The 16,941-nt window shown below is 75.7% G+C and carries 18 protein-coding genes; 9 read left to right on the top strand and 9 right to left on the bottom strand.

Features of this window, described 5'->3' with window-relative positions:
* The first annotated feature begins 15 nt into the window (after window positions 1-15).
* From N555_RS26875 to N555_RS0113185, 5 genes are all read left to right on the top strand, one after another.
* Window positions 16-510 (top strand): hypothetical protein, encoded by a 495-nt coding sequence (locus tag N555_RS26875; protein ID WP_051684040.1) that lies wholly within the window; start codon window positions 16-18, stop codon window positions 508-510.
* A gap of 28 nt (window positions 511-538) precedes the next feature.
* On the top strand, window positions 539-1,294 hold the full coding sequence (locus N555_RS0113200; RefSeq protein ID WP_197029006.1) for a LamB/YcsF family protein: 756 nt from the start codon (window positions 539-541) through the stop codon (window positions 1,292-1,294).
* Window positions 1,294-1,905 (top strand): 5-oxoprolinase subunit B family protein, encoded by a 612-nt coding sequence (locus N555_RS0113195; RefSeq protein ID WP_029431963.1) that lies wholly within the window; start codon window positions 1,294-1,296, stop codon window positions 1,903-1,905. The genes N555_RS0113200 and N555_RS0113195 overlap by 1 nt, the downstream gene beginning before the upstream one ends.
* A gap of 24 nt (window positions 1,906-1,929) precedes the next feature.
* Entirely contained in the window at window positions 1,930-2,769 is an 840-nt protein-coding gene (locus N555_RS0113190) for a 5-oxoprolinase subunit C family protein (protein WP_029431962.1), read from the top strand.
* 310 nt (window positions 2,770-3,079) lie between these two features.
* Window positions 3,080-3,592: a hypothetical protein gene (locus N555_RS0113185; protein WP_029431961.1), complete on the top strand. Its 513-nt coding sequence runs from the start codon at window positions 3,080-3,082 to the stop codon at window positions 3,590-3,592.
* A gap of 124 nt (window positions 3,593-3,716) precedes the next feature.
* Here the strand turns inward: N555_RS0113185 and N555_RS0113180 are convergent, their stop codons facing one another.
* The 7 genes from N555_RS0113180 to pcaH all read right to left on the bottom strand — a co-directional run bounded on the left by N555_RS0113180 (window position 3,717) and on the right by pcaH (window position 10,946).
* On the bottom strand, window positions 3,717-5,480 hold the full coding sequence (locus N555_RS0113180; protein WP_156036350.1) for an HNH endonuclease signature motif containing protein: 1,764 nt from the start codon (window positions 5,478-5,480) through the stop codon (window positions 3,717-3,719).
* Window positions 5,481-5,698: 218 nt separating this feature from the next.
* Entirely contained in the window at window positions 5,699-7,159 is a 1,461-nt protein-coding gene (locus N555_RS0113175) for a benzaldehyde dehydrogenase (protein ID WP_029431959.1), read from the bottom strand.
* A 12-nt stretch (window positions 7,160-7,171) separates the two neighbouring features.
* A complete protein-coding gene (gene pcaC, locus N555_RS0113170) occupies window positions 7,172-7,579 on the bottom strand; it encodes a 4-carboxymuconolactone decarboxylase (RefSeq protein ID WP_029431958.1) in 408 nt (135 codons plus the stop codon).
* On the bottom strand, window positions 7,576-8,349 hold the full coding sequence (pcaD, locus tag N555_RS0113165) for a 3-oxoadipate enol-lactonase (protein ID WP_029431957.1): 774 nt from the start codon (window positions 8,347-8,349) through the stop codon (window positions 7,576-7,578). The genes pcaC and pcaD overlap by 4 nt, the downstream gene beginning before the upstream one ends.
* On the bottom strand, window positions 8,346-9,512 hold the full coding sequence (gene pcaB / locus N555_RS0113160; protein ID WP_034510379.1) for a 3-carboxy-cis,cis-muconate cycloisomerase: 1,167 nt from the start codon (window positions 9,510-9,512) through the stop codon (window positions 8,346-8,348). Before pcaB ends, pcaD begins: the two co-directional genes overlap by 4 nt.
* A 34-nt stretch (window positions 9,513-9,546) precedes the next feature.
* The gene (gene pcaG / locus N555_RS0113155; RefSeq protein ID WP_197029005.1) at window positions 9,547-10,191 is read right to left on the bottom strand and encodes a protocatechuate 3,4-dioxygenase subunit alpha; all 645 of its coding nucleotides are present in this window, start codon (window positions 10,189-10,191) and stop codon (window positions 9,547-9,549) included.
* The gene (gene pcaH / locus N555_RS0113150; protein ID WP_029431954.1) at window positions 10,188-10,946 is read right to left on the bottom strand and encodes a protocatechuate 3,4-dioxygenase subunit beta; all 759 of its coding nucleotides are present in this window, start codon (window positions 10,944-10,946) and stop codon (window positions 10,188-10,190) included. Before pcaH ends, pcaG begins: the two co-directional genes overlap by 4 nt.
* 68 nt (window positions 10,947-11,014) lie before the next feature.
* Here pcaH and N555_RS0113145 point away from each other — a divergent pair, with 68 nt between their 5' ends.
* The 3 genes from N555_RS0113145 to N555_RS0113135 are packed head-to-tail and all read left to right on the top strand — an operon-like array spanning window position 11,015 to window position 14,444.
* Complete coding sequence (locus tag N555_RS0113145) at window positions 11,015-11,785, top strand: IclR family transcriptional regulator (protein WP_029431953.1); 771 nt, start codon at window positions 11,015-11,017, stop codon at window positions 11,783-11,785.
* Window positions 11,786-11,835: 50 nt separating this feature from the next.
* Complete coding sequence (locus tag N555_RS0113140; protein WP_029431952.1) at window positions 11,836-13,011, top strand: 4-hydroxybenzoate 3-monooxygenase; 1,176 nt, start codon at window positions 11,836-11,838, stop codon at window positions 13,009-13,011.
* Window positions 13,008-14,444 (top strand): MFS transporter, encoded by a 1,437-nt coding sequence (locus N555_RS0113135; protein ID WP_081866190.1) that lies wholly within the window; start codon window positions 13,008-13,010, stop codon window positions 14,442-14,444. Before N555_RS0113140 ends, N555_RS0113135 begins: the two co-directional genes overlap by 4 nt.
* Here the strand turns inward: N555_RS0113135 and N555_RS27455 are convergent.
* Window positions 14,327-15,391: an ABC-2 transporter permease gene (locus N555_RS27455; protein ID WP_197029004.1), complete on the bottom strand. Its 1,065-nt coding sequence runs from the start codon at window positions 15,389-15,391 to the stop codon at window positions 14,327-14,329. The two genes, N555_RS0113135 and N555_RS27455, sit on opposite strands and share 118 nt — an antisense overlap.
* Window positions 15,392-15,443: 52 nt before the next feature.
* Here N555_RS27455 and N555_RS0113125 point away from each other — a divergent pair, with 52 nt between their 5' ends.
* Complete coding sequence (locus N555_RS0113125; RefSeq protein ID WP_197029003.1) at window positions 15,444-16,070, top strand: TetR/AcrR family transcriptional regulator; 627 nt, start codon at window positions 15,444-15,446, stop codon at window positions 16,068-16,070.
* A gap of 9 nt (window positions 16,071-16,079) precedes the next feature.
* Here the strand turns inward: N555_RS0113125 and N555_RS0113120 are convergent, their stop codons facing one another.
* Window positions 16,080-16,910 (bottom strand): hypothetical protein, encoded by an 831-nt coding sequence (locus N555_RS0113120; protein ID WP_029431948.1) that lies wholly within the window; start codon window positions 16,908-16,910, stop codon window positions 16,080-16,082.
* Window positions 16,911-16,941: the final 31 nt, after the last annotated feature.

The following is a 16,941-nucleotide window of genomic DNA, read 5'->3' as shown; positions in this document are numbered from 1 at the left end:
GGTGATGCTGGAGCGGTGCGGCTGACCTTCCGGCGGATGGCCGACCGGCGTGCCGTGGAGTCGCTGGTCGAGCGGGACGACGGGGTGGTGTTCACCGTCCGCGGCGCCGGCGGGGGCTCCGGCCTCCCGCACGACCTCGTGCACGCGCTCGTCGAGTCCTCGCTGGGGATCACGGACGGCGTGTGGGGAACGGTCGCCGACGGCGCGGTGTGGACGACGATGCGGCACGTCTCCGGGCGCCGTCCGCCGCACGCCGCGGAGCGGTCGGAGCGGCTCAAGCGCTCGCGCGCGGGCGCAGTCATGCGGGCGGAAGCGCTGGCCGACCTGGTGCACCGGATGGCCGAGGGCGCCGAGGTCCTGCCCGGCGAGATAGCGCGGGCCGGGGTGTCGGCCGACCGGCTGGCCGCGGCCGCGGAGACGCTGCGGGCGGCCGGCCGGCGCTGGGCCGCGATGGCACCCGGTGAGGAGTGGGTGCAGGAGTGGCCGGGGCGGCGCGGGCCCCGCCGCTGAGCGTTCCCGGCACGCCATGATCTGTGCCGTGGACCTGAACTCCGACCTCGGCGAGGGCTTCGGCCGGTGGACCCTCGGGGACGACGAGGCGCTGCTCGACGTCGTGACCAGCGCGAACGTGGCGTGCGGCTTCCACGCCGGCGACCCGGTGATCCTGCGTCGGGTGTGCGAGCAGGCGGCGGCCGCCGGGGTCGCGATCGGCGCGCAGGTCTCCTACCGCGACCTCGCCGGGTTCGGTCGGCGGTTCGTCGACGTCGAGCCGCACGAGCTCACCCAGGACGTCGTCTACCAGCTCGGCGCGCTGGAGGCCTTCGCCCGCGTGGCCGGCACCCGGGTGCGCTACGTGAAGCCGCACGGGGCGCTCTACAACGCGATCGTCGGCCACGAGGAGCAGGCCGCGGCCGTCGTCCGGGCGGTGGTCGAGTACTCCCCCGGCCTGCCCGTGCTCGGTCTGCCGGGATCGGCGTTCCTGCGGCAGGCGGCGGACGCCGGGCTGCCCGTCGTGGCCGAGGCGTTCGCCGACCGCGCCTATACGTCCGAGGGCACGCTGGTCTCCCGGCGGTCCCCCGGCGCGGTGCTGCACGACGCCGACGAGATCGCCCGCCGCTGCCTGGCCATGGCCACCGGCGAGCCGATCGCCGACGCCTCGGGCCGTTCCCTCCTGCTGCGGCCGGACTCGATCTGCGTGCACGGCGACACCCCCGGCGCCGTGGCGATCGCCCGGCGGGTCCGCGCGGAGCTGACCGGCGCCGGCGTCGCGCTGGCGCCCTTCGCGGCCGGCTGATGCGCGTCCTGCCCAGCGGCTCGACGGCGCTGCTGGTCGAGGTGGAGTCGCTGGACGACGTCCTCGGGCTCTACGCCGCGCTGGTCGACGAACCGCTGCCCGGCGTGGTGGACGTCGTCCCCGCGGCGCGCACCGTGCTGGTGGTGACCGACCCGGCGGTGGCGTCGCTCCCCGACGTCGAGGCCTCGCTCCGCCGGGTGCGCCCCCGACCGGGCTCCCGCGGCACCGGTGGGACGGTGGAACTGCCGGTGCACTACGACGGCGCCGACCTGGCCGACGTCGCCGCGCTGTGGGACGTCGCCCCCGACGACGTCGTCGCCCGGCACACCGGCACCGGCTGGACCGTCGCCTTCTGCGGCTTCGCCCCGGGGTTCGGCTACTGCACCCCGGACGGCGAGCCCTGGGACGTGCCGCGGCGCAGCACCCCGCGGACCCGCGTCCCGGCCGGTGCGGTGGGTCTGGCCGGGCCGTTCAGCGGCGTCTACCCCCGCGAGTCCCCCGGCGGGTGGCAACTGATCGGGCGGACCGACGTCGCCGTCCTCGATCTCGGCCGGGACCCGGCGGCGCTGCTGCGGCCGGGCGTCCGCGTGCGGTTCGTGGCGGTGCCATGAAGGCGGTGTCATGAAGGCGGTGCCATGAAGGCGGTGACCGTGCTGGCGACCGGGCCGCTGACCACCGTGCAGGACCTCGGCCGGCCGGGCCGGGGGGCGCTGGGCATCGGCCGGTCGGGGGCCGCCGACCGGGCCGCAGCGGCGCTGGCCAACCGGCTGCTCGGCAACGACCCCGACGCGGCGCTGCTCGAGGTCACGCTCGGCGGCCTGGTGCTGCGGGCCGAGGCCGACCTGCTGGTCGTGACCACGGGCGCCCGGTGTCACGGGGCCACGGCGCACAACGCGCCGGTGCCGCTGGCCGCGGGGCGGGAGCTCCGGCTGGGCGGGCCGGCGACGGGTCTGCGCACGTACGTCGGGCTGCGCGGCGGCATCGACGTCGAGCCGGTGCTGGGGTCCCGCTCCACCGACCTGCTCTCCGGCCTCGGCCCGCCGGTGGTCTCGGTGGGCGATGTCCTGCCCGTCGGCCACGCCCGACAGCCCCTCCCCGACACGGAGCTCGCGCCCCTGGCCGATCCGCCCGGCGGTGAGGTGACGGTGCGGGTGCTGCCCGGTCCCCGGCGCGACTGGTTCGCGGACGATGCGTGGACGGCGCTCACCACCCGGCCGTGGACGGTCACCGCCGAGAGCAACCGCATCGGGTTGCGTCTGGACGGCGAGCCGCTGCGCCGGGAGCGGGAGGGCGAGCTGCCGAGCGAGGGCATGGTGCGCGGGGCGGTGCAGGTGCCGCCCTCGGGGCTGCCGGTGCTGTTCCTCGCCGACGCGCCCGTCACCGGCGGCTACCCGGTGATCGGCTACGTCGCCGACGTCGACGTCGACCGGTGCGCGCAGCTGCGGCCCGGGCAGGACCTCCGGCTGCGCAGCTGAGGACCACACCCCACGGGCCCCCTTCACGCCGAGGACCTGCCGCCGGGCACGTCGGCCACCCGACGGCGTCGACCATGTCGCCGAGGGGGCGACGGCGTCGATCACCTCGCCGAGGGGGGCGACGGCGTCGGGCACCGTGCGCGACGACCGTCGCCGGCGCTCCCGGCGTCTCGGCCACTGTTCGCGAGCGGGTTCGTTCCGGATCGAGAAAGATCATCTCGCCTCGTGATCTTGACTCCAGGCCGGGAGTCTTCGGGCGAAAGGACCTGTGCCAGGTGATCCGTCCCCACCGACACGAGGGCCCCATGCCATGGAGCGCACCCCGAACCGGACCGTCTACCGCCTGCTCGCTGTCGTGGCCGTCGCTGCGGCCCTCCTGCTGACCACAGGCACAGCGGCCGCGGCTCCCGGCCGGTCGCACCTGCCGGATGTCGTACCCCTCGTGGACTGCGTCATGGCCCACCCGGACGGCAGCTGGACCGCCGTCTTCGGCTACGACAATCGGACCGGAGCCACCGTGGACATCCCGTTCGGACCGGGTAACCAGGTCACGCCGGCCGGTTACGACGGCGACCAGCCAGCGCAATTCGCCGCAGGCGTCCACCACGGCGTGTTCGCGGTCGTCGTGTCCCGCGGCGGCGGCCCGATGTGGCACCTCGGCGGGGAGAACCTCGCCGCGCGGTTTGACGGTGCCGTGTGTCCCGCGGCGACGGAGCTGCCCGCCGACGGGAACGGCCTCGGGATGTCGATTGCGCTCTGCGGGGCCGGCGTCCTCGCCATCGTGCTGGTGTACCGGTGGCGCCGACGTGGCCAGCCCACCTGAGGTCGGTCCGGGCCGGCGCAGGAAGCCGCCGTCCAAGAGCCCCGGTGACGGCGAGCGGCTCTGTGGCGCTGCGGTCGATCTCCAGGAGGTCCGTCACTCGGCCGGTCCGCCCGCTGCGCGACCGCTAGTACGGCGGGACGTCGAGGTCGGTGCCGAATCGCGGCGGCCGACTGATCCGGGTGTCGCCGCTCGGCGTGGTGACGACCAGGGCACCGTCGTCGGCCATCCGGTCCGACGACTCGCTGGTCGCGTCGAACCGCCAGCCAGGGGCTTGGTGCTTGAGTCGGTGGTGGTGCTCGCAGAGGCAGCAGAGGTTGCCGTGCTCGGTCCGGCCGTGCGGCCACGGCTCCTGGTGGTCCAGATCGCACACCCGGGCGCGGGCGCGGCAGCCGGGGAAGCGGCAGCGCCGGTCGCGGAGACGGACGAACCGGTCGAGGGCGAGGCTTGGGTCATGTGCCTCCGATCCGGTCGGTGGACCGAGGGCCTGGCCGCGGCGGATGCCGGTGGCGTCGGTGAGCGCCACCAGGCTGCCGCGGAGCATGTCCACCACCGCGATGTGCGGTCGGTGCGCCAGCCCGGTGCCGGCGACGTCGCGCACGCCGATCAGGGCACCGAGGTCCAGCAGCGCGCGTTCCTCGCCGTCGGTCCAGGCGCCGTCGGCGATCGCCCGGTCGGCACCGGACAGGGCGGCGTCGACCGCGGCCCTGTCCCGCGCCGCGGCGCGTGCCATCCACTCGGCCAGCGGTCGGTCGCGGACAGGAGTCGCACCAGGGGAAGGGGCACGAACGAGGTCCGGCCCTGGCTCCCCCGTCGGCTCGGGCTCGGGCTCGGAGTCGGGCTCGGAGTCGGGCTCGGGCTCGGGCTCGGGCTCGGGCTCGGCACTGTCTGCCGGCTCCGGCTTTTGATCGGGCTCGGGCTCTTGTTCAGGAGCAGAAGTCGCCGGCGTGGCCGCGGGCGCGGGGCGGGGCATGAGGCCGAAGGCGTAGCCGAGCTCCCGGACCGCCTCGGCCGGGACCAGGTGACCCTCGACCTGGCCGGGCTCGCTGCCGCCCAGCATCGTCTCCAGCGTCGCCACGAGCGTGAGCGCGATGGACACCGGCGGTAGCCCGTTCGCGCCGGAGCGCAGGATGAGGTCGGCGACCACGTCGGCCATACGCTGCTGTTTGGTCCGCTCGTCGCCTTCGGTCCGCGCCTCCTCGGCGTGCGCCTCCAGCGCCCGGTAGATCGCGACCGCCACCGGCAAGGGCAGGTCCAGCGTCAGGGTCGCTGATCCGTCCCGCCGGTCGAACAACGCCACCCCGCGCCCCCGCATGGCGGCAACGAGCCTGCGGGCCGCGGCGTCGGCGTCCTCCCGCAGCACGATCCGGCGGGCACAGTCCCCGAGCTGCGGGGGCGTCTTGTCCTTCAGCAGGCCGAGGACCCGTGCCTCGATCCGCGCACGCAGTTCGTCGTCGGACACCGGGCCGACCTGGGCGATCATCTGCCGGGCATGCGCCCAGCTGATCTCCGCGGCCTCGAGCAGCGCCAGCGTGCACGGCAGCCGCTCCACCAGCACCAGGGCGTCGCTCAGCCGGTCCGATGCGGTGGCCGCGCTCATCCGCAGAGCGAGGGCGACCTCGTCCACCGCCCACTCGCTCACCTCCGCGAGCGCCTCCGGCCGGGCGGCCCGGGTCGTTGCCGACATGGCGCCCGGCTCGCCGGGCTGCCGGTCCAGTGCACCGTGCGGCCGCAGGCGCGCGAAGGCGGCCAGGGCCCGCACACCCCGCGCCGCAGACCTCGCCTCGTCTCGCCAGGCGGCCAGCGCCTGTGACAACGCGGCGGCCCCGGAGTCGAGCAGCTCGCGCAGCTGCTCCGATCCGGTCACGCACGGGCTGTCGGTATCGATCACGCTGTGGACCGTGCCGGACAGTCGGCCGCGCCGGGCTGCCCTGACGAGACCTGTGGACAGCGACCCGCCTGTGGACAGGTGTTCGAGCCGTGTCGCCGTCACGGGCCACCATGCCTGCCATGCAGATCAGTCGGACGGCAGCCCGCGGGAACCAGAAGATGCCTGGACCCGGCGAGTGCCGCCGTCACCCGCCCGCGCGGCCGCCCTCCGGTGGCAGGTCAGAACGGATACGCCGGCAGGTCCCCGCGCACCGTCACCCACTGCGTCTCGGTGAAGGCCTCGATGTTGGCCTGCGGACCTCCGTGTCGGGAGCCGGTTCCCGATGCGCCGACCCCGCCGAAGGGCGCGACCGCCTCGTCGTTCACCGTCTGGTCGTTGATGTGCACCAGCCCCGACGGGATCCGCTCGGCCAGCTCCAGGCCGGCGTAGACGTCGCGGGTCAGGATGCCGAGCGAGAGGCCGTACTCGGTGCCGGAGGCGAGGCCGACGACCTCGTCGAGCGACGAGAACGGCGTCACCGGGGCGACCGGCCCGAAGATCTCCTCGGCGTACGCGGGGTGGTCGATCGTGACATCCGCGAGCACGGTCGGCCGGTAGAACAGGCCCTCGTACGTCCCGCCGGTCCGCACGGAGGCACCGGCGGAGACCGAGGCCGTGACCAGCCCGTGCACGCGGTCGCGCTGGCCGGCGTCGATCAGCGGCCCGAGCGCGACCTGCTCGCGGAACGGGTCACCGACCGGCAGGCCGGCCACCTTCTCGGTCAGCACCTGGGTGTACTCCTCGGCGATCGACTCGTGCACCAGGTGCCGCGACGTCGCCATGCAGATCTGCCCCTGGTGGGAGAAGGTCCCCCAAGCCCCGACCGACGCCGCGGCCGTCACGTCGACGTCGGGCAGCACGATCAGCGCCGAGTTGCCGCCGAGCTCCAGGTGCGCACGCTTGAGGTGCTGGCCGGCGAGCGCCCCGACCGCCCGGCCGGCCCGCGTCGAACCGGTGAAGGCGATGACCCGGACCTCCGGGGCGACGACCAGCGCCTCGCCGACGTCGGCGCCACCCGGCAGCACCTGGAACACCCCCGCCGGCAGCCCGGCCTCCTCGAAGACCCGCGCGAAGACCGCACCGCCCGAGATCGCGGTGCGCGGGTCCGGCTTGAGGACAACGGCGTTGCCGAGTGCGAGCGCGGGGGCGATGGCACGGATGGCGAGGATCGTCGGCACGTTGAACGGAGCGATCACGCCCACCACACCGGCCGGCACCCGGCGGGCCATCGACAGCCGCGGGGAGCCGGTGCGCAGCAGCTCGCCGTACGGGTGCGAGGGCAGGGCGGAGGCCTCGAAGCACTCCTGCGCGCTGGTGTGCACCTGGAAGTCGCCGAACGGCTGGATCGCCCCGGACTCGCGGGCCAGCCAGCCCTTGATCTCGTCCGCGTGCTCCTCCAGCAGCGAGCCAGCGCGACGCAACACCCGGGCGCGCTGCTCGAACGGCGCCGCCGCCCACGAACGCTGTGCGTCGGCAGCGCGGGCCGCGGCGGCAGCGACATCGGCCGGGGTGGCCCGGCCGACCGGTGCGATCACGTCGCCCGTGGCGGGCTCGACCGCGTCGTAGGTACCGCCGGCCCCGTCCGTCCAGGCACCGGTCCAGAGCTTCCCCTGCCAGGCGCCGTCCTCGAGCAGTGCCATGTCGATGTCCCCTCAGTCAGCGGCGCGCAGCTCGGCCAGGATCGGCCCGGCCACCTTGTACGCGTGGTTGGCGGCCGGCACACCGGCGTACACGGCGGCGTGCTGGAGCACCTCGGCGATGTCGTCGTCGGTCAGCCCGTTGTTCACCGCGGCACGGACGTGCAGGGCGAACTCGTCCCAGTGCCGCAGCGCGATGGTGATCGACAGCGTCGCGATGCTCCGCTCGCGGCGGGAGAGCCCGGGCCGCTGCCAGACGTCGCCCCACGCCACCCGGGTGATGAAGTCCTGGAAGCCCTCGGTGAACGGGGTCGTGGCCGCCACCGCGCGGTCGACGTGCGCGTCCCCGAGCACCTCGCGCCGGGTGCGCATGCCCGCGGCGCGGCGCTCCTCGTCGGTCGTGGGTCCCGGTTCGGAGGTCATCGCCCGGCTCCGTCGACGTGGGCCAGCAGTGCCCCGGTGACCTCGAGCGTCCGTTCCAGGTTGGCCAGGTGCGCCGCTGGGCTCACCGAGAGGAACACCGAGCCGGGGATCCCGGCGGCGATCGCCTGCTGGTGCTCCGGCGGGAGCGAGGGGTCGTCCGCGCCGGAGACGACGAGGGTCGGCGCCGCGATCCGCCCGAGGTCCGACCGGAGGTCCAGGTCGGCGACGACCTCGCAGCACGCCGCGTATCCCTCGTCGTCGGAGCCGGCGACCATCGCCTCGAGCCGCGCCACCAGGTCGGGGTGCGACGCGGCGAACGCCGGGGTCAGCCAGCGGCTCACCACGGTGGGAGCGAAGCCAGCCGTCCCGCCGGTCCGCGCGAGAGCAGCCCGGTCCCGGAAGCCCTGGGGCTCGGTCTTCGCCGAGCTGCACATGACGGCGATCCGGTCGACCCGCGCCGGCTCGCGCACCGCCATCCGCATCGCCGTCATGCCGCCGAGCGAGATGCCCGCGACGTGCGCCCGGGCCGCGCCGAGCCGGTCGAGCAGCGCGACGACGTCGTCCACCAGGTCGTCGAGGGTCCACCGGCCGGCCGGAGAGGGTGAGTCGCCGTGTCCGCGGGTGTCGTAGGTGACCACCCGGAAGCGCTCAGCCAGCGCCGGCACCTGCGGGTCCCACATCCCCCGGGTTGCCCCGAGCGAGTTCGAGAGGACGACGACCGGCGCGTCGGCAGGCCCGTCCTCGGTGTAGGCGACCTCGACGGCGGTCATGCCCCTCCTTCGACGAGTTGCGCGTGCTCGGCCAGAGCGGCGTCCGCCTGGGCCCCGGCCTCGCCGACGTCGAGCCCCGCGGCGGCCGGGATGACCTGGGCCGCCGCCTCGGCCGTGGCGGCCATCCGCGCGGGATCCACCCGCAGGCACGCCAGCGACTCGGCCAGCCAGGACGCCGCCGAACCCACCGTGACCAGCAGGTCGGCCAGGGTCGGCCACTCGCTGTGCCAGGCGCCGGCGGCCCGCTCGTGCTCCTGCTCCATCGCGGCGAAGAGCGTGGCCACCATCCCCGGCGCGCGGCGGGCGCAGGCCCGGGCGGAGATGGCGGCGACCGGGTTGTTCTTGTGCGGCATGGCCGAGGACCCGCCGCGGAGCTCGCTGACCTCGCCGACCTCGCCGACCTCCGTCTGGGCGAGGAGCACGACGTCGACGGCCACGGTGGCGACCACTCCCGCCGCCGCGCCCAGCGCACCCGCCAGGTCCGCGATCGGCAACCGCACCGTGTGCCACGGCAGCGCGGTCGTCTCCAGCCCGAGCTCCTCGGCGAGTGCGTCGCGCACGAGGGGACCGGCCCCGGCGAGGGTGCCCACCGCGCCGCCGTACTGGACCGGCAGCGACGCCACCACCTCGGCCAGCCGGGTCCGGGCGCCGTCGAGGCCGGCCGTCCAGCCGGCGGCCTTCAGCCCGAACGTCGTCGGAAGCGCCTGCTGCATGAGCGTGCGGCCCATGAGGACGTCGTCCCGGTGCGTCCGCGCCAGGCCCGCAGCGGACTGCGCGGCCGCTGCCAGGTCGGCGTCGATCACCGCGATCGCCGCGCGGCTCATCAGCATCAACGCGGTGTCGACGACGTCCTGGCTCGTCGCGGCCACGTGCACGGCCCGGGCGGCGTCCGGGCCCACGGCGTCGCGCAGCACCCGGACCAGCGGCGGCACCGGGTTGCCGGCATCGGCGGCCCGCGCGACGACGGTCGCGAGGTCCAGCCGGCCGGGGTCGGCGCAGGCGGCGGTGACGGCGTCGGCCGCCGTGGTGGGCACCAGCCCGGCACGCGCGGCGGCACGGGCCAGCGCTGCCTCCACGGCCAGCAGCGACCGGAACCACGCGTCGCCGGAGACCGCCGCGGAGGCACCGCCGCGCGCGAAGGTGCCGTCGAGGAGACCTGTCACGCCGCCCTGCCTACCAGCCGCACCGGTACCCCGCTCAGACCGCGAAGAAGACGGTCTCGGACTCCCCCTGGAGCCGGACGTCGAAGCGGTAGCCGTCCCCGGTGGGCACCGCGAGCAGGGTGTCGCGGCGGGCCTCGGCCACCGACCGGAGGACGACGTCCTCGGCGTTCGCGGCCTCCTCGTCGGCGAAGTAGATCCGGGTGACCACCCGGTCGAGCAGGCCGCGGGCGAAGACCGAGACGTCGACGTGCGGCGCCTGCAGGCCGCCCTCGCCGTCGGGCACCCGGCCGGGCTTGACGGTGAAGACGGCGAACTCGCCACTCAGCGTCTGCGACCGGGCGTACCCGCGGAAGCCGGGGTACTCCGCCGCCCCGCGGGGGTCCTCCGGCGACGGGAAGCGGCCGTCGGGGTCGGCCTGCCAGGTCTCGACCATCGCGTCGGGCACGACCTCCCCCGCGCCGTCGATCACCCGGCCGCGGATCCAGAACCCGTCGGTGGTGCCCTCCGCGGCGGCCCACTCCCCGTCGGCCCAGCTCAGCCCGATCGCCAGGTACGGCCCGACGGTCGCGCTCGGTGTGGTGCCGCGGCGCAGCGGTCCGGTGAGGAAGCCGCTGCCGCGCTGTCCCGAGCGGGGCTGGAAGGGGCCCGGCGGGTCGGCCGGCACGTCCAGGGGGTTCACGCCACGTCCCCGTCGTCATCTGCGGGGTCGGAGGCCTCGAACGGGGTCTGCTCGGCGCCGCGGAGCACGATGTCCCACTCGAAGGCCAGTGCCCAGTTGTCCTGGGTGCGCTCGAGGGAGAACCGGCTGATGGCGCGGTCGCGGGCGACCGGCGGGATGGCGTTGAAGATCGGGTCCTGCCCGAAGAGCGGGTCGTCCGGGAAGTACATCTGGGTCACCAGGCGCTGGGTGAACGCGCGCCCGAAGAGCGAGAAGTGGACGTGCGCCGGCCGCCAGGCGTTGTGGTGGTTCCCCCACGGATAGGCGCCGGGCTTGATCGTCAGGAACTCGTAGCGGCCCAGGTCGTCGGTGACCACCCGGCCCAGCCCGTCGAAGTGCGGGTCCAGCGGCGCCGGCCACTGGTCGACGACGTGCCGGTACCGGCCGGCCGCGTTGGCCTGCCACACCTCCACGAGCGCGCCGGGCACCGGACGGCCGTCGCTGTCGAGCACCCGCCCGTGCACGAGGATCCGCTGACCGACCGCCTCGCCGCCGTTGCGCCAGGTCAGGTCCGCGTCGTGCGCCTGCACCCGGTCCTCGCCGAGGACGGGACCGGTGACCTCGGTGAGCCGGTGCGGCAGGTCGACCGGCTCGCGCAGCGGCGCCCGGAGCGCGGTGCTCCGGTACCCCGGATACGCCAGCGGGGTCCGGTGTGAGGGGTCCTCGACCAGGTAGCGCGGCAGGACCAGGCCGCCGTCGGACGTGCTCCGCGTCATGCCGCGACCGTAGGCGGCGGGCGTACTCTCCCCAAGCTCGCGCTCCCACTGGACGGAAGGACGACGACGTGGCCGGAGGTGCGGCGGAGGGCGGCCGGTCGGTCACCTCGCGCGCCCTCGCGGTGCTCGACGCCTTCGAGGCCTCGTGTCCCCGGCTCGGCCTGACCGAGATCGCCGCGCGGTCGGGCACTCCGCTGTCGACGGCGCACCGGCTGGTCGCCGAGCTGACCGGCTGGGGCGGCCTCGTCCGCCGGGCCGACGGCCGCTACGAGATCGGCCGCAAGCTCTGGGACCTCGGCCTGCTGGCGCCCGTGCAGGCCGAGCTGCGCACCGTCGCCGCGCCGTTCCTCCTGGACGTGCACACCGCGACCCGCGACACCGTGCACCTGGCGGTCCGCGAGGGGCCCACCGCTCTCTACGTCGAGCGGATCTCCGGGCGGGAGTCGGTCCCGGTGGTCAGCTCGGTGGGCAGCCGGCTGCCGCTGCACGCCACCGCCGTCGGCAAGGTGCTGCTCGCCGCGGCCCCCGACGACGTCGTCGAGGCCGCCCTCCGCTCGCTCACCCGCCAGACCCGGCACACCGTCGTCGATCCCCGCCGGCTGCGCCGCGAGCTGGCCGAGGTCCGCCGCCGCGGGTACGCCCGCACCGCGGAGGAGATGTCGCTGGGCACCCACTCGGTGGCCGTCCCGGTGCAGGTGGAGGGGACGCCGGTGGTCGCCGCCGCGCTCGGCGTCGTCGTCCCGAGCTCCCGGCGCGACGTCACCCGGCTCGCCCCGGTGCTCGAGGTCGCCGCCCGCGGCATCGGCCGGCAGCTGGCCCGGGTGCGCGACTTCCACTGAGCGGCAGCGCCCGGTTCCCCGCCCGGGCCGAGGTGGTCACACTCGGCAGCGTGCGCACTCAGGTGGGGATCATCGGGGCGGGGCCGGCCGGGCTCCTGCTGTCGCGGCTGCTGACGCTGCAGGGCATCGACTCCGTGGTGCTGGAGAACCGCTCCCGCGACTACGTCGAGGCCCGTATCCGCGCCGGCATCCTCGAGCAGCACACCGTCGACACGCTCACCGCCGCCGGCGTCGGCGACCGGCTGCACCGCGAGGGCATGGAGCACTCCGGCATCCACCTGCAGTACCCGGGCACCCGGCACACCCTCGACTTCCCGGCGCTGTGCGGGCGCACCGTGTGGGTCTACGGCCAGACCGAGGTCACCAAGGACCTCATCGCCACCCAGCTCGACGGCGGCCCACCGCTGCTGTTCGAGGTCTCCGACGTCGTCCCGGAGGACGTCGACGGCGACTCCCCCCGCATCCGTTTCACCGACGCCGACGGCACCCCGCAGGTGCTCGAGTGCGACGTGATCGCGGGCACCGACGGCTTCCACGGCCCGAGCCGTGCGGTCGTCGCCGGAGGCGCATCCGGCGCGCAGGTCTGGGAGCGCACCTACCCCTACGCCTGGCTGGGGATCCTCGCCGACGCCGCGCCGGCCACCGACGAGCTGATCTACGCCTGGCACCCCGACGGTTTCGCCCTCTACTCGATGCGCTCCCCCACGGTCTCGCGGCTGTACCTGCAGGTCGACCCGTCGGAGAAGATCGAGGACTGGTCCGACGACCGCATCTGGGAGGGGCTGGCCACCCGCTTCGCCCTCGACGGCTGGGAGCTGAACACCGGCCCGATCACCGAGAAGTCGATCCTGCCGATGCGCTCGTTCGTCAGCGCCCCCATGCGCCGCGGGCGGCTGTTCCTCGCCGGCGACGCCGCGCACATCGTCCCGCCCACCGGCGCCAAGGGCCTCAACCTCGCCGTCGCCGACGTCACGCTGCTGGCCACCGCCCTCACCCGCCTCCTGCGCGAGAAGCGAACCGACCTGGTCGACGCCTACTCCGACACCGCCCTGCGCCGGGTCTGGCGCTGCACCCACTTCTCCTGGTGGATGACCTCGATGCTGCACCCCTCCGGCGACGACTTCGACGCCCAACTCCAGCTCTCCCAGCTGCGCCGGGTCTGCTCCTTTGAAGCCGCCGCCCGCGAACTGGCCGAGAACTACACCGGTCTGCCGATCGAGGGATGAGCACCCGCACCGACCCCGTCCAGGGCACCCCCACGGCGGCCGCCCGGGCGCTGCCCCCGGTGCTGGTCTTCTGCGTCGCCGTGGTCGCGGTGATCAGCAGCCTGGGCGCGCCGCTGGTGCCGGCGATCGCGGAGGTCTACGACGTCCCGGTCCACGACGCGCAGTGGTCGCTGACCGTGAGCCTGCTCGTCGGCGCCGTGGCGACCCCGGTGCTCGGCCGGCTCGGCGACGGGCGGCACCGGCGGCGGGTGATGCTGGGCGCCCTCGCCGTCGTCCTGGCCGGCAGCGTGCTGGCCGCGCTGCCGCTCGGCTTCGGCTGGCTGCTGGCCGGCCGGGCCCTCCAGGGCCTGGGGCTGGGGCTGGCCCCGTTGGCCATGGCCACCGCCCGTGACGCGCTGACCGGTCCGCGGCAGCGCGCCACCGTCGCGGCGCTGTCGATCACCGTCGTCGCCGGCGTGGGCCTGGGCTACCCCGTCGCGGGGCTGGTCGCCGACCTCGGCGGCGTGCACGCCGCCTTCTGGCTGGGCGCCGCGGTGAGCGGCCTGGCCCTGGTCGCCGGCGCGCTGGTGCTCCCGCCGCCGCCGACGGCCGCGCCGCGCCGGCTCGACGTCGTCGGCGCCGTGCTGCTGGGCGGTGCGCTGGCCGGCGGCCTGCTGGTGCTCAGCGAGGGCGACACCTGGGGCTGGACCTCGCCCCGGCTCCTGGGCCTGGCCGCGGCGAGCGTGCTGGCCGCCGCCGGGTGGATCGCCTGGTCGCTGCGCGTCCCCGCGCCGCTGGTCGACCTGCGGCTGGCCCGGGGGCGGACGGCGGCCACCGCCCACCTGACCTCGCTGCTGGTCGGCATGGCCAACTACCTGCTCCTGGCCTCGGTGACCGTGTTCGCCCAGACGCCCGCCGCCTCGGGCTACGGCTTCGGGTCCAGCGTTGTGGTCGCCGGCCTGGTGCTGGTGCCGTTCTCGGTCGCCAGCGTCGGCGCGAGCCGGGCCGCGCGGGCGCTCACCGACCGCGCCGGTCCGCACGTCTCGTTGCCGGCCGGTGCGCTGGTGCTCGCCCTCGCGCTGGGCCTGTACGCCCTGGTGCCCGGGAACCTGTGGGCGCTCGGCGGGGTCATGGCGCTGGCCGGGTTCGGGGTCGGGGCCGTGTTCGCCGTGCTCCCCGGGCTGGTCGTGGGCGCCGTCCCGCCGCGGGAGACCGGCAGCGCCATGAGCCTCAACCAGGTGCTGCGCTACGTCGGCTTCTCCACCGGCAGCGCCGTCGTCGCCGCGGTGCTGGCCGCGGCGACGCCGGCGGGGGCGCCGTTCCCCTCTGCCGGCGGTTACACCGCGCTGGCGCTGGGCGGCTGCGCCGTCTCGGTCGCGACCGCGCTGCTCACCTGGCTGCTCGCGCCGCGGCCGGCCGCCAGCAGCGTGACGACGACCCCGACCACCGCGTAACCAGCGAGGACGAGCAGCGAACGCCCGGCCCCCGTGCCGTCGAAGTACACGATCGCCCGGACGGCGTCGGTGCCGGCGCCCGGCGGCAGCCAGGGGCCGATCGCCGCCCAGAACGGCGGGAGGAGCGGGCCGGGGTAGGCGCCACCGGCGCTCGGGTTGCCGAGGACGACGAACACCAGGATCGCCACCCCGACGCCGACCAGCCCGAGCACGCCCTGCAGCGCCATGGTGAACGCGCCGACAGCGAACACGACCAGCGTGCCGAGCGCCGACGTCGCGAGCACGGGGCCGTCGAGCGCCCCCAGCACGGCGCCGGCGACGAGCGTGCCGCCGACGCCCGAGACCACGGCGTAGGCCGCCAGTGCCCCGAGCCGGCCGAGCGCCGACCGCCGGGTCGGTGGGGGGCCCGAGGCGACGCCGATGATCGCGGCGACGAGGTATCCGCCGACCACCCAGCCGACGGCGAGGTAGAACGGCGACAGGCCGCGGGTGTCCCGGTCACCGGCCGGCAGGACGTCGTCGGTGGTGACCGTGCGCTGCTGGGCGGCGTCGACCCGCTCGACGACGGTCTCGAGCGCGGTGCTGAGCGCGCCACCCTCCGCGCCGGCCACCAGGAGCCGGTCCTCGGTGCCGGTGCCGAGCACCAGGACGCCGTCGACCTCGCGGTCGGCCAGCAGGTCCCGACCGGTCGCCTCGTCGGCCACCGCCCGCGCGTCCAGCGGCGAGCCGTCGATGCCGTTCAGACCGGCGACCACCTCGTCGACCGTCGCCGCGGGCGCGCCGGCCGGGAACACGACGGCCAGCGGCACGTCCCGCGGGGTCGGCGAGTGGAACGCCCCGATGTAGCTCAGCACGAAGCCGAGCTGCAGGAGGAGCACGCCCAGGACCAGCACCGCTGTGCGGGCGGCGCTGCTGCGGGCGGGGACCGGGGGCTCCGGACGGGTCATGCCTCTCCTCGATACCGGCTGGTATTGGATACTGATGAGTATCCTCGCCTCCGTGGCAGAGTCCAGTCCCCGCGCGGTGTCCCCGCGCACACCCGGCCGCATGCCCCGTCCCGCGCGCGCCGACGTGCGCAGCCGGCTCCTCGAGGGCGCCCGCCAGGTGTTCGCCGACCGCGGGTTCGCCGCTGCGACCCTCGACCACGTCGCGGCCGCCGCTGGGTTCACCAAGGGCGCCGTCTACTCCAACTTCGCCGGCAAGGACGAGCTGTTCCTCGCCCTCATGGAGGACGAGGTGGCCGCCCGGCTCGCTGCGATCGAGGCGGCGATGGCCGACGCGCGGGACCTGCCCGAGGCTCTAGCCGCCGTCGCGACGGAGCTGGGCCGGCTCGATCCGCGCTGGCAGGTCCTGTTCCTGGACTTCTGGCAGCGGGCGGTGCGCGAGCCGGCCGTGCGCGAGGTGTTCGTGGCCACCCGCCGGGAGTTCCGCGACCGGGTCACCGCCGTCGTGGCCGGCTTCCTCGCGCGGCGCGGCGTGGCCGGCTGGGACGCCGAGTCGCTGGGCGTGGTGCTGCTGGCCCTCGTCCACGGCCTCGCCGTCGAGTCGCTGCCGGAGCCCGGAGCAGTGCCCCCCGACCTGCTCCCCCGCGTGCTCACCCGGCTGGTGGCAGACCCCGGCGCGTGACCGGGCCGGTCAGCCGCGCGCGGCCAGCAGGCCGAGCACCACGCCCGCCGTCCCCGGTGCGAGCGGCAGGTGCGGCAGCACGGCGGCGACCTCCTCCGGCTCGATGCCCTCCGCGATCAGGAGGGCGAGCAGCCGGTCGGCGTCCGTCCGGGCGACCGGCTCCGGCAGGCCGCCGTCGGCCAGGGCCGCGCGGGCGAGGAACACCGCGCCCGAGGCGGCGGGGTCCTCCACCGGTGCGGTCGGCGGGGACGGCGCCGCCGCCTCACGGGTGAGCGCCTCGGCACGGCGCACCAGTGACAGCGGCAGCCCCTCGGCCTCCACCTGCAGCAGGGGGACGTCGCCCAGCGCGGCCAGCACCAGGTGCTCGGCGTCGATCCGCAGCGGCGCCTCCCACTCCCCCGCCGCGACGACGGCCGGCAGGTCGGTGCCGTCCTCGCCCAGGTCGTCGAGCAGCTCCGCCCACTCGGCGGGCCGGGTGTCGCGCGCCCGCTCCGCGGCCAGGACGCAGGTGGCCAGCACGAAGGGGTCGACCACCTCGCGGTCGAACCGGTCGGCGTGGACGACGCCGTCCGGGCCCACCGCGTTCAGCGCGTCGGCGAAGCTGCCCGGCCGGGCGTCACCGAGGTCGAGCCGGCCGTCCTCGTCCCCGCTGAGCATCTGGCCGGTGGCGGCGCGGTCGCCGGTCGTGCCGCCGGTCTCCACCAGCCGCCCGCGCCGGCGCAGGAGGTGCGGCCGGTCGGAGAGACCGACGCTCCAGGCGCAGGCCTCGGCGACCAACTCGGCGGTCCGCTCCCGCAGCACCGCCCGGCAGAGCAGGTCCATCCAGTCGACGTCGAACACGCACCCAGCGTGCCCCGCCGGAGGGCGGGGC

This window comes from Blastococcus sp. URHD0036, assembly GCF_000701365.1.
Lineage (GTDB): Bacteria > Actinomycetota > Actinomycetes > Mycobacteriales > Geodermatophilaceae > Trujillonella.
Note: the sequence above shows the minus strand (reverse complement) of the source record. Positions and strands in the feature narration are given on the sequence as shown.

Coding starts and splice junctions, on each gene's coding strand:
- N555_RS0113195 (WP_029431963.1), top strand. CDS start 1,294: ATGCGCGTCCTGCCCAGCGGCTCGACGGCGCTGCTGGTCGAGGTGGAG.
- N555_RS0113135 (WP_081866190.1), top strand. CDS start 13,008: ATGAGCACCCGCACCGACCCCGTCCAGGGCACCCCCACGGCGGCCGCC.
- pcaD (WP_029431957.1), bottom strand. CDS start 8,349: ATGACCGCCGTCGAGGTCGCCTACACCGAGGACGGGCCTGCCGACGCG.
- pcaH (WP_029431954.1), bottom strand. CDS start 10,946: ATGACGCGGAGCACGTCCGACGGCGGCCTGGTCCTGCCGCGCTACCTG.
- pcaC (WP_029431958.1), bottom strand. CDS start 7,579: ATGACCTCCGAACCGGGACCCACGACCGACGAGGAGCGCCGCGCCGCG.
- N555_RS0113175 (WP_029431959.1), bottom strand. CDS start 7,159: ATGGCACTGCTCGAGGACGGCGCCTGGCAGGGGAAGCTCTGGACCGGT.
- N555_RS0113190 (WP_029431962.1), top strand. CDS start 1,930: ATGAAGGCGGTGACCGTGCTGGCGACCGGGCCGCTGACCACCGTGCAG.
- N555_RS27455 (WP_197029004.1), bottom strand. CDS start 15,391: ATGACCCGTCCGGAGCCCCCGGTCCCCGCCCGCAGCAGCGCCGCCCGC.
- N555_RS0113185 (WP_029431961.1), top strand. CDS start 3,080: ATGGAGCGCACCCCGAACCGGACCGTCTACCGCCTGCTCGCTGTCGTG.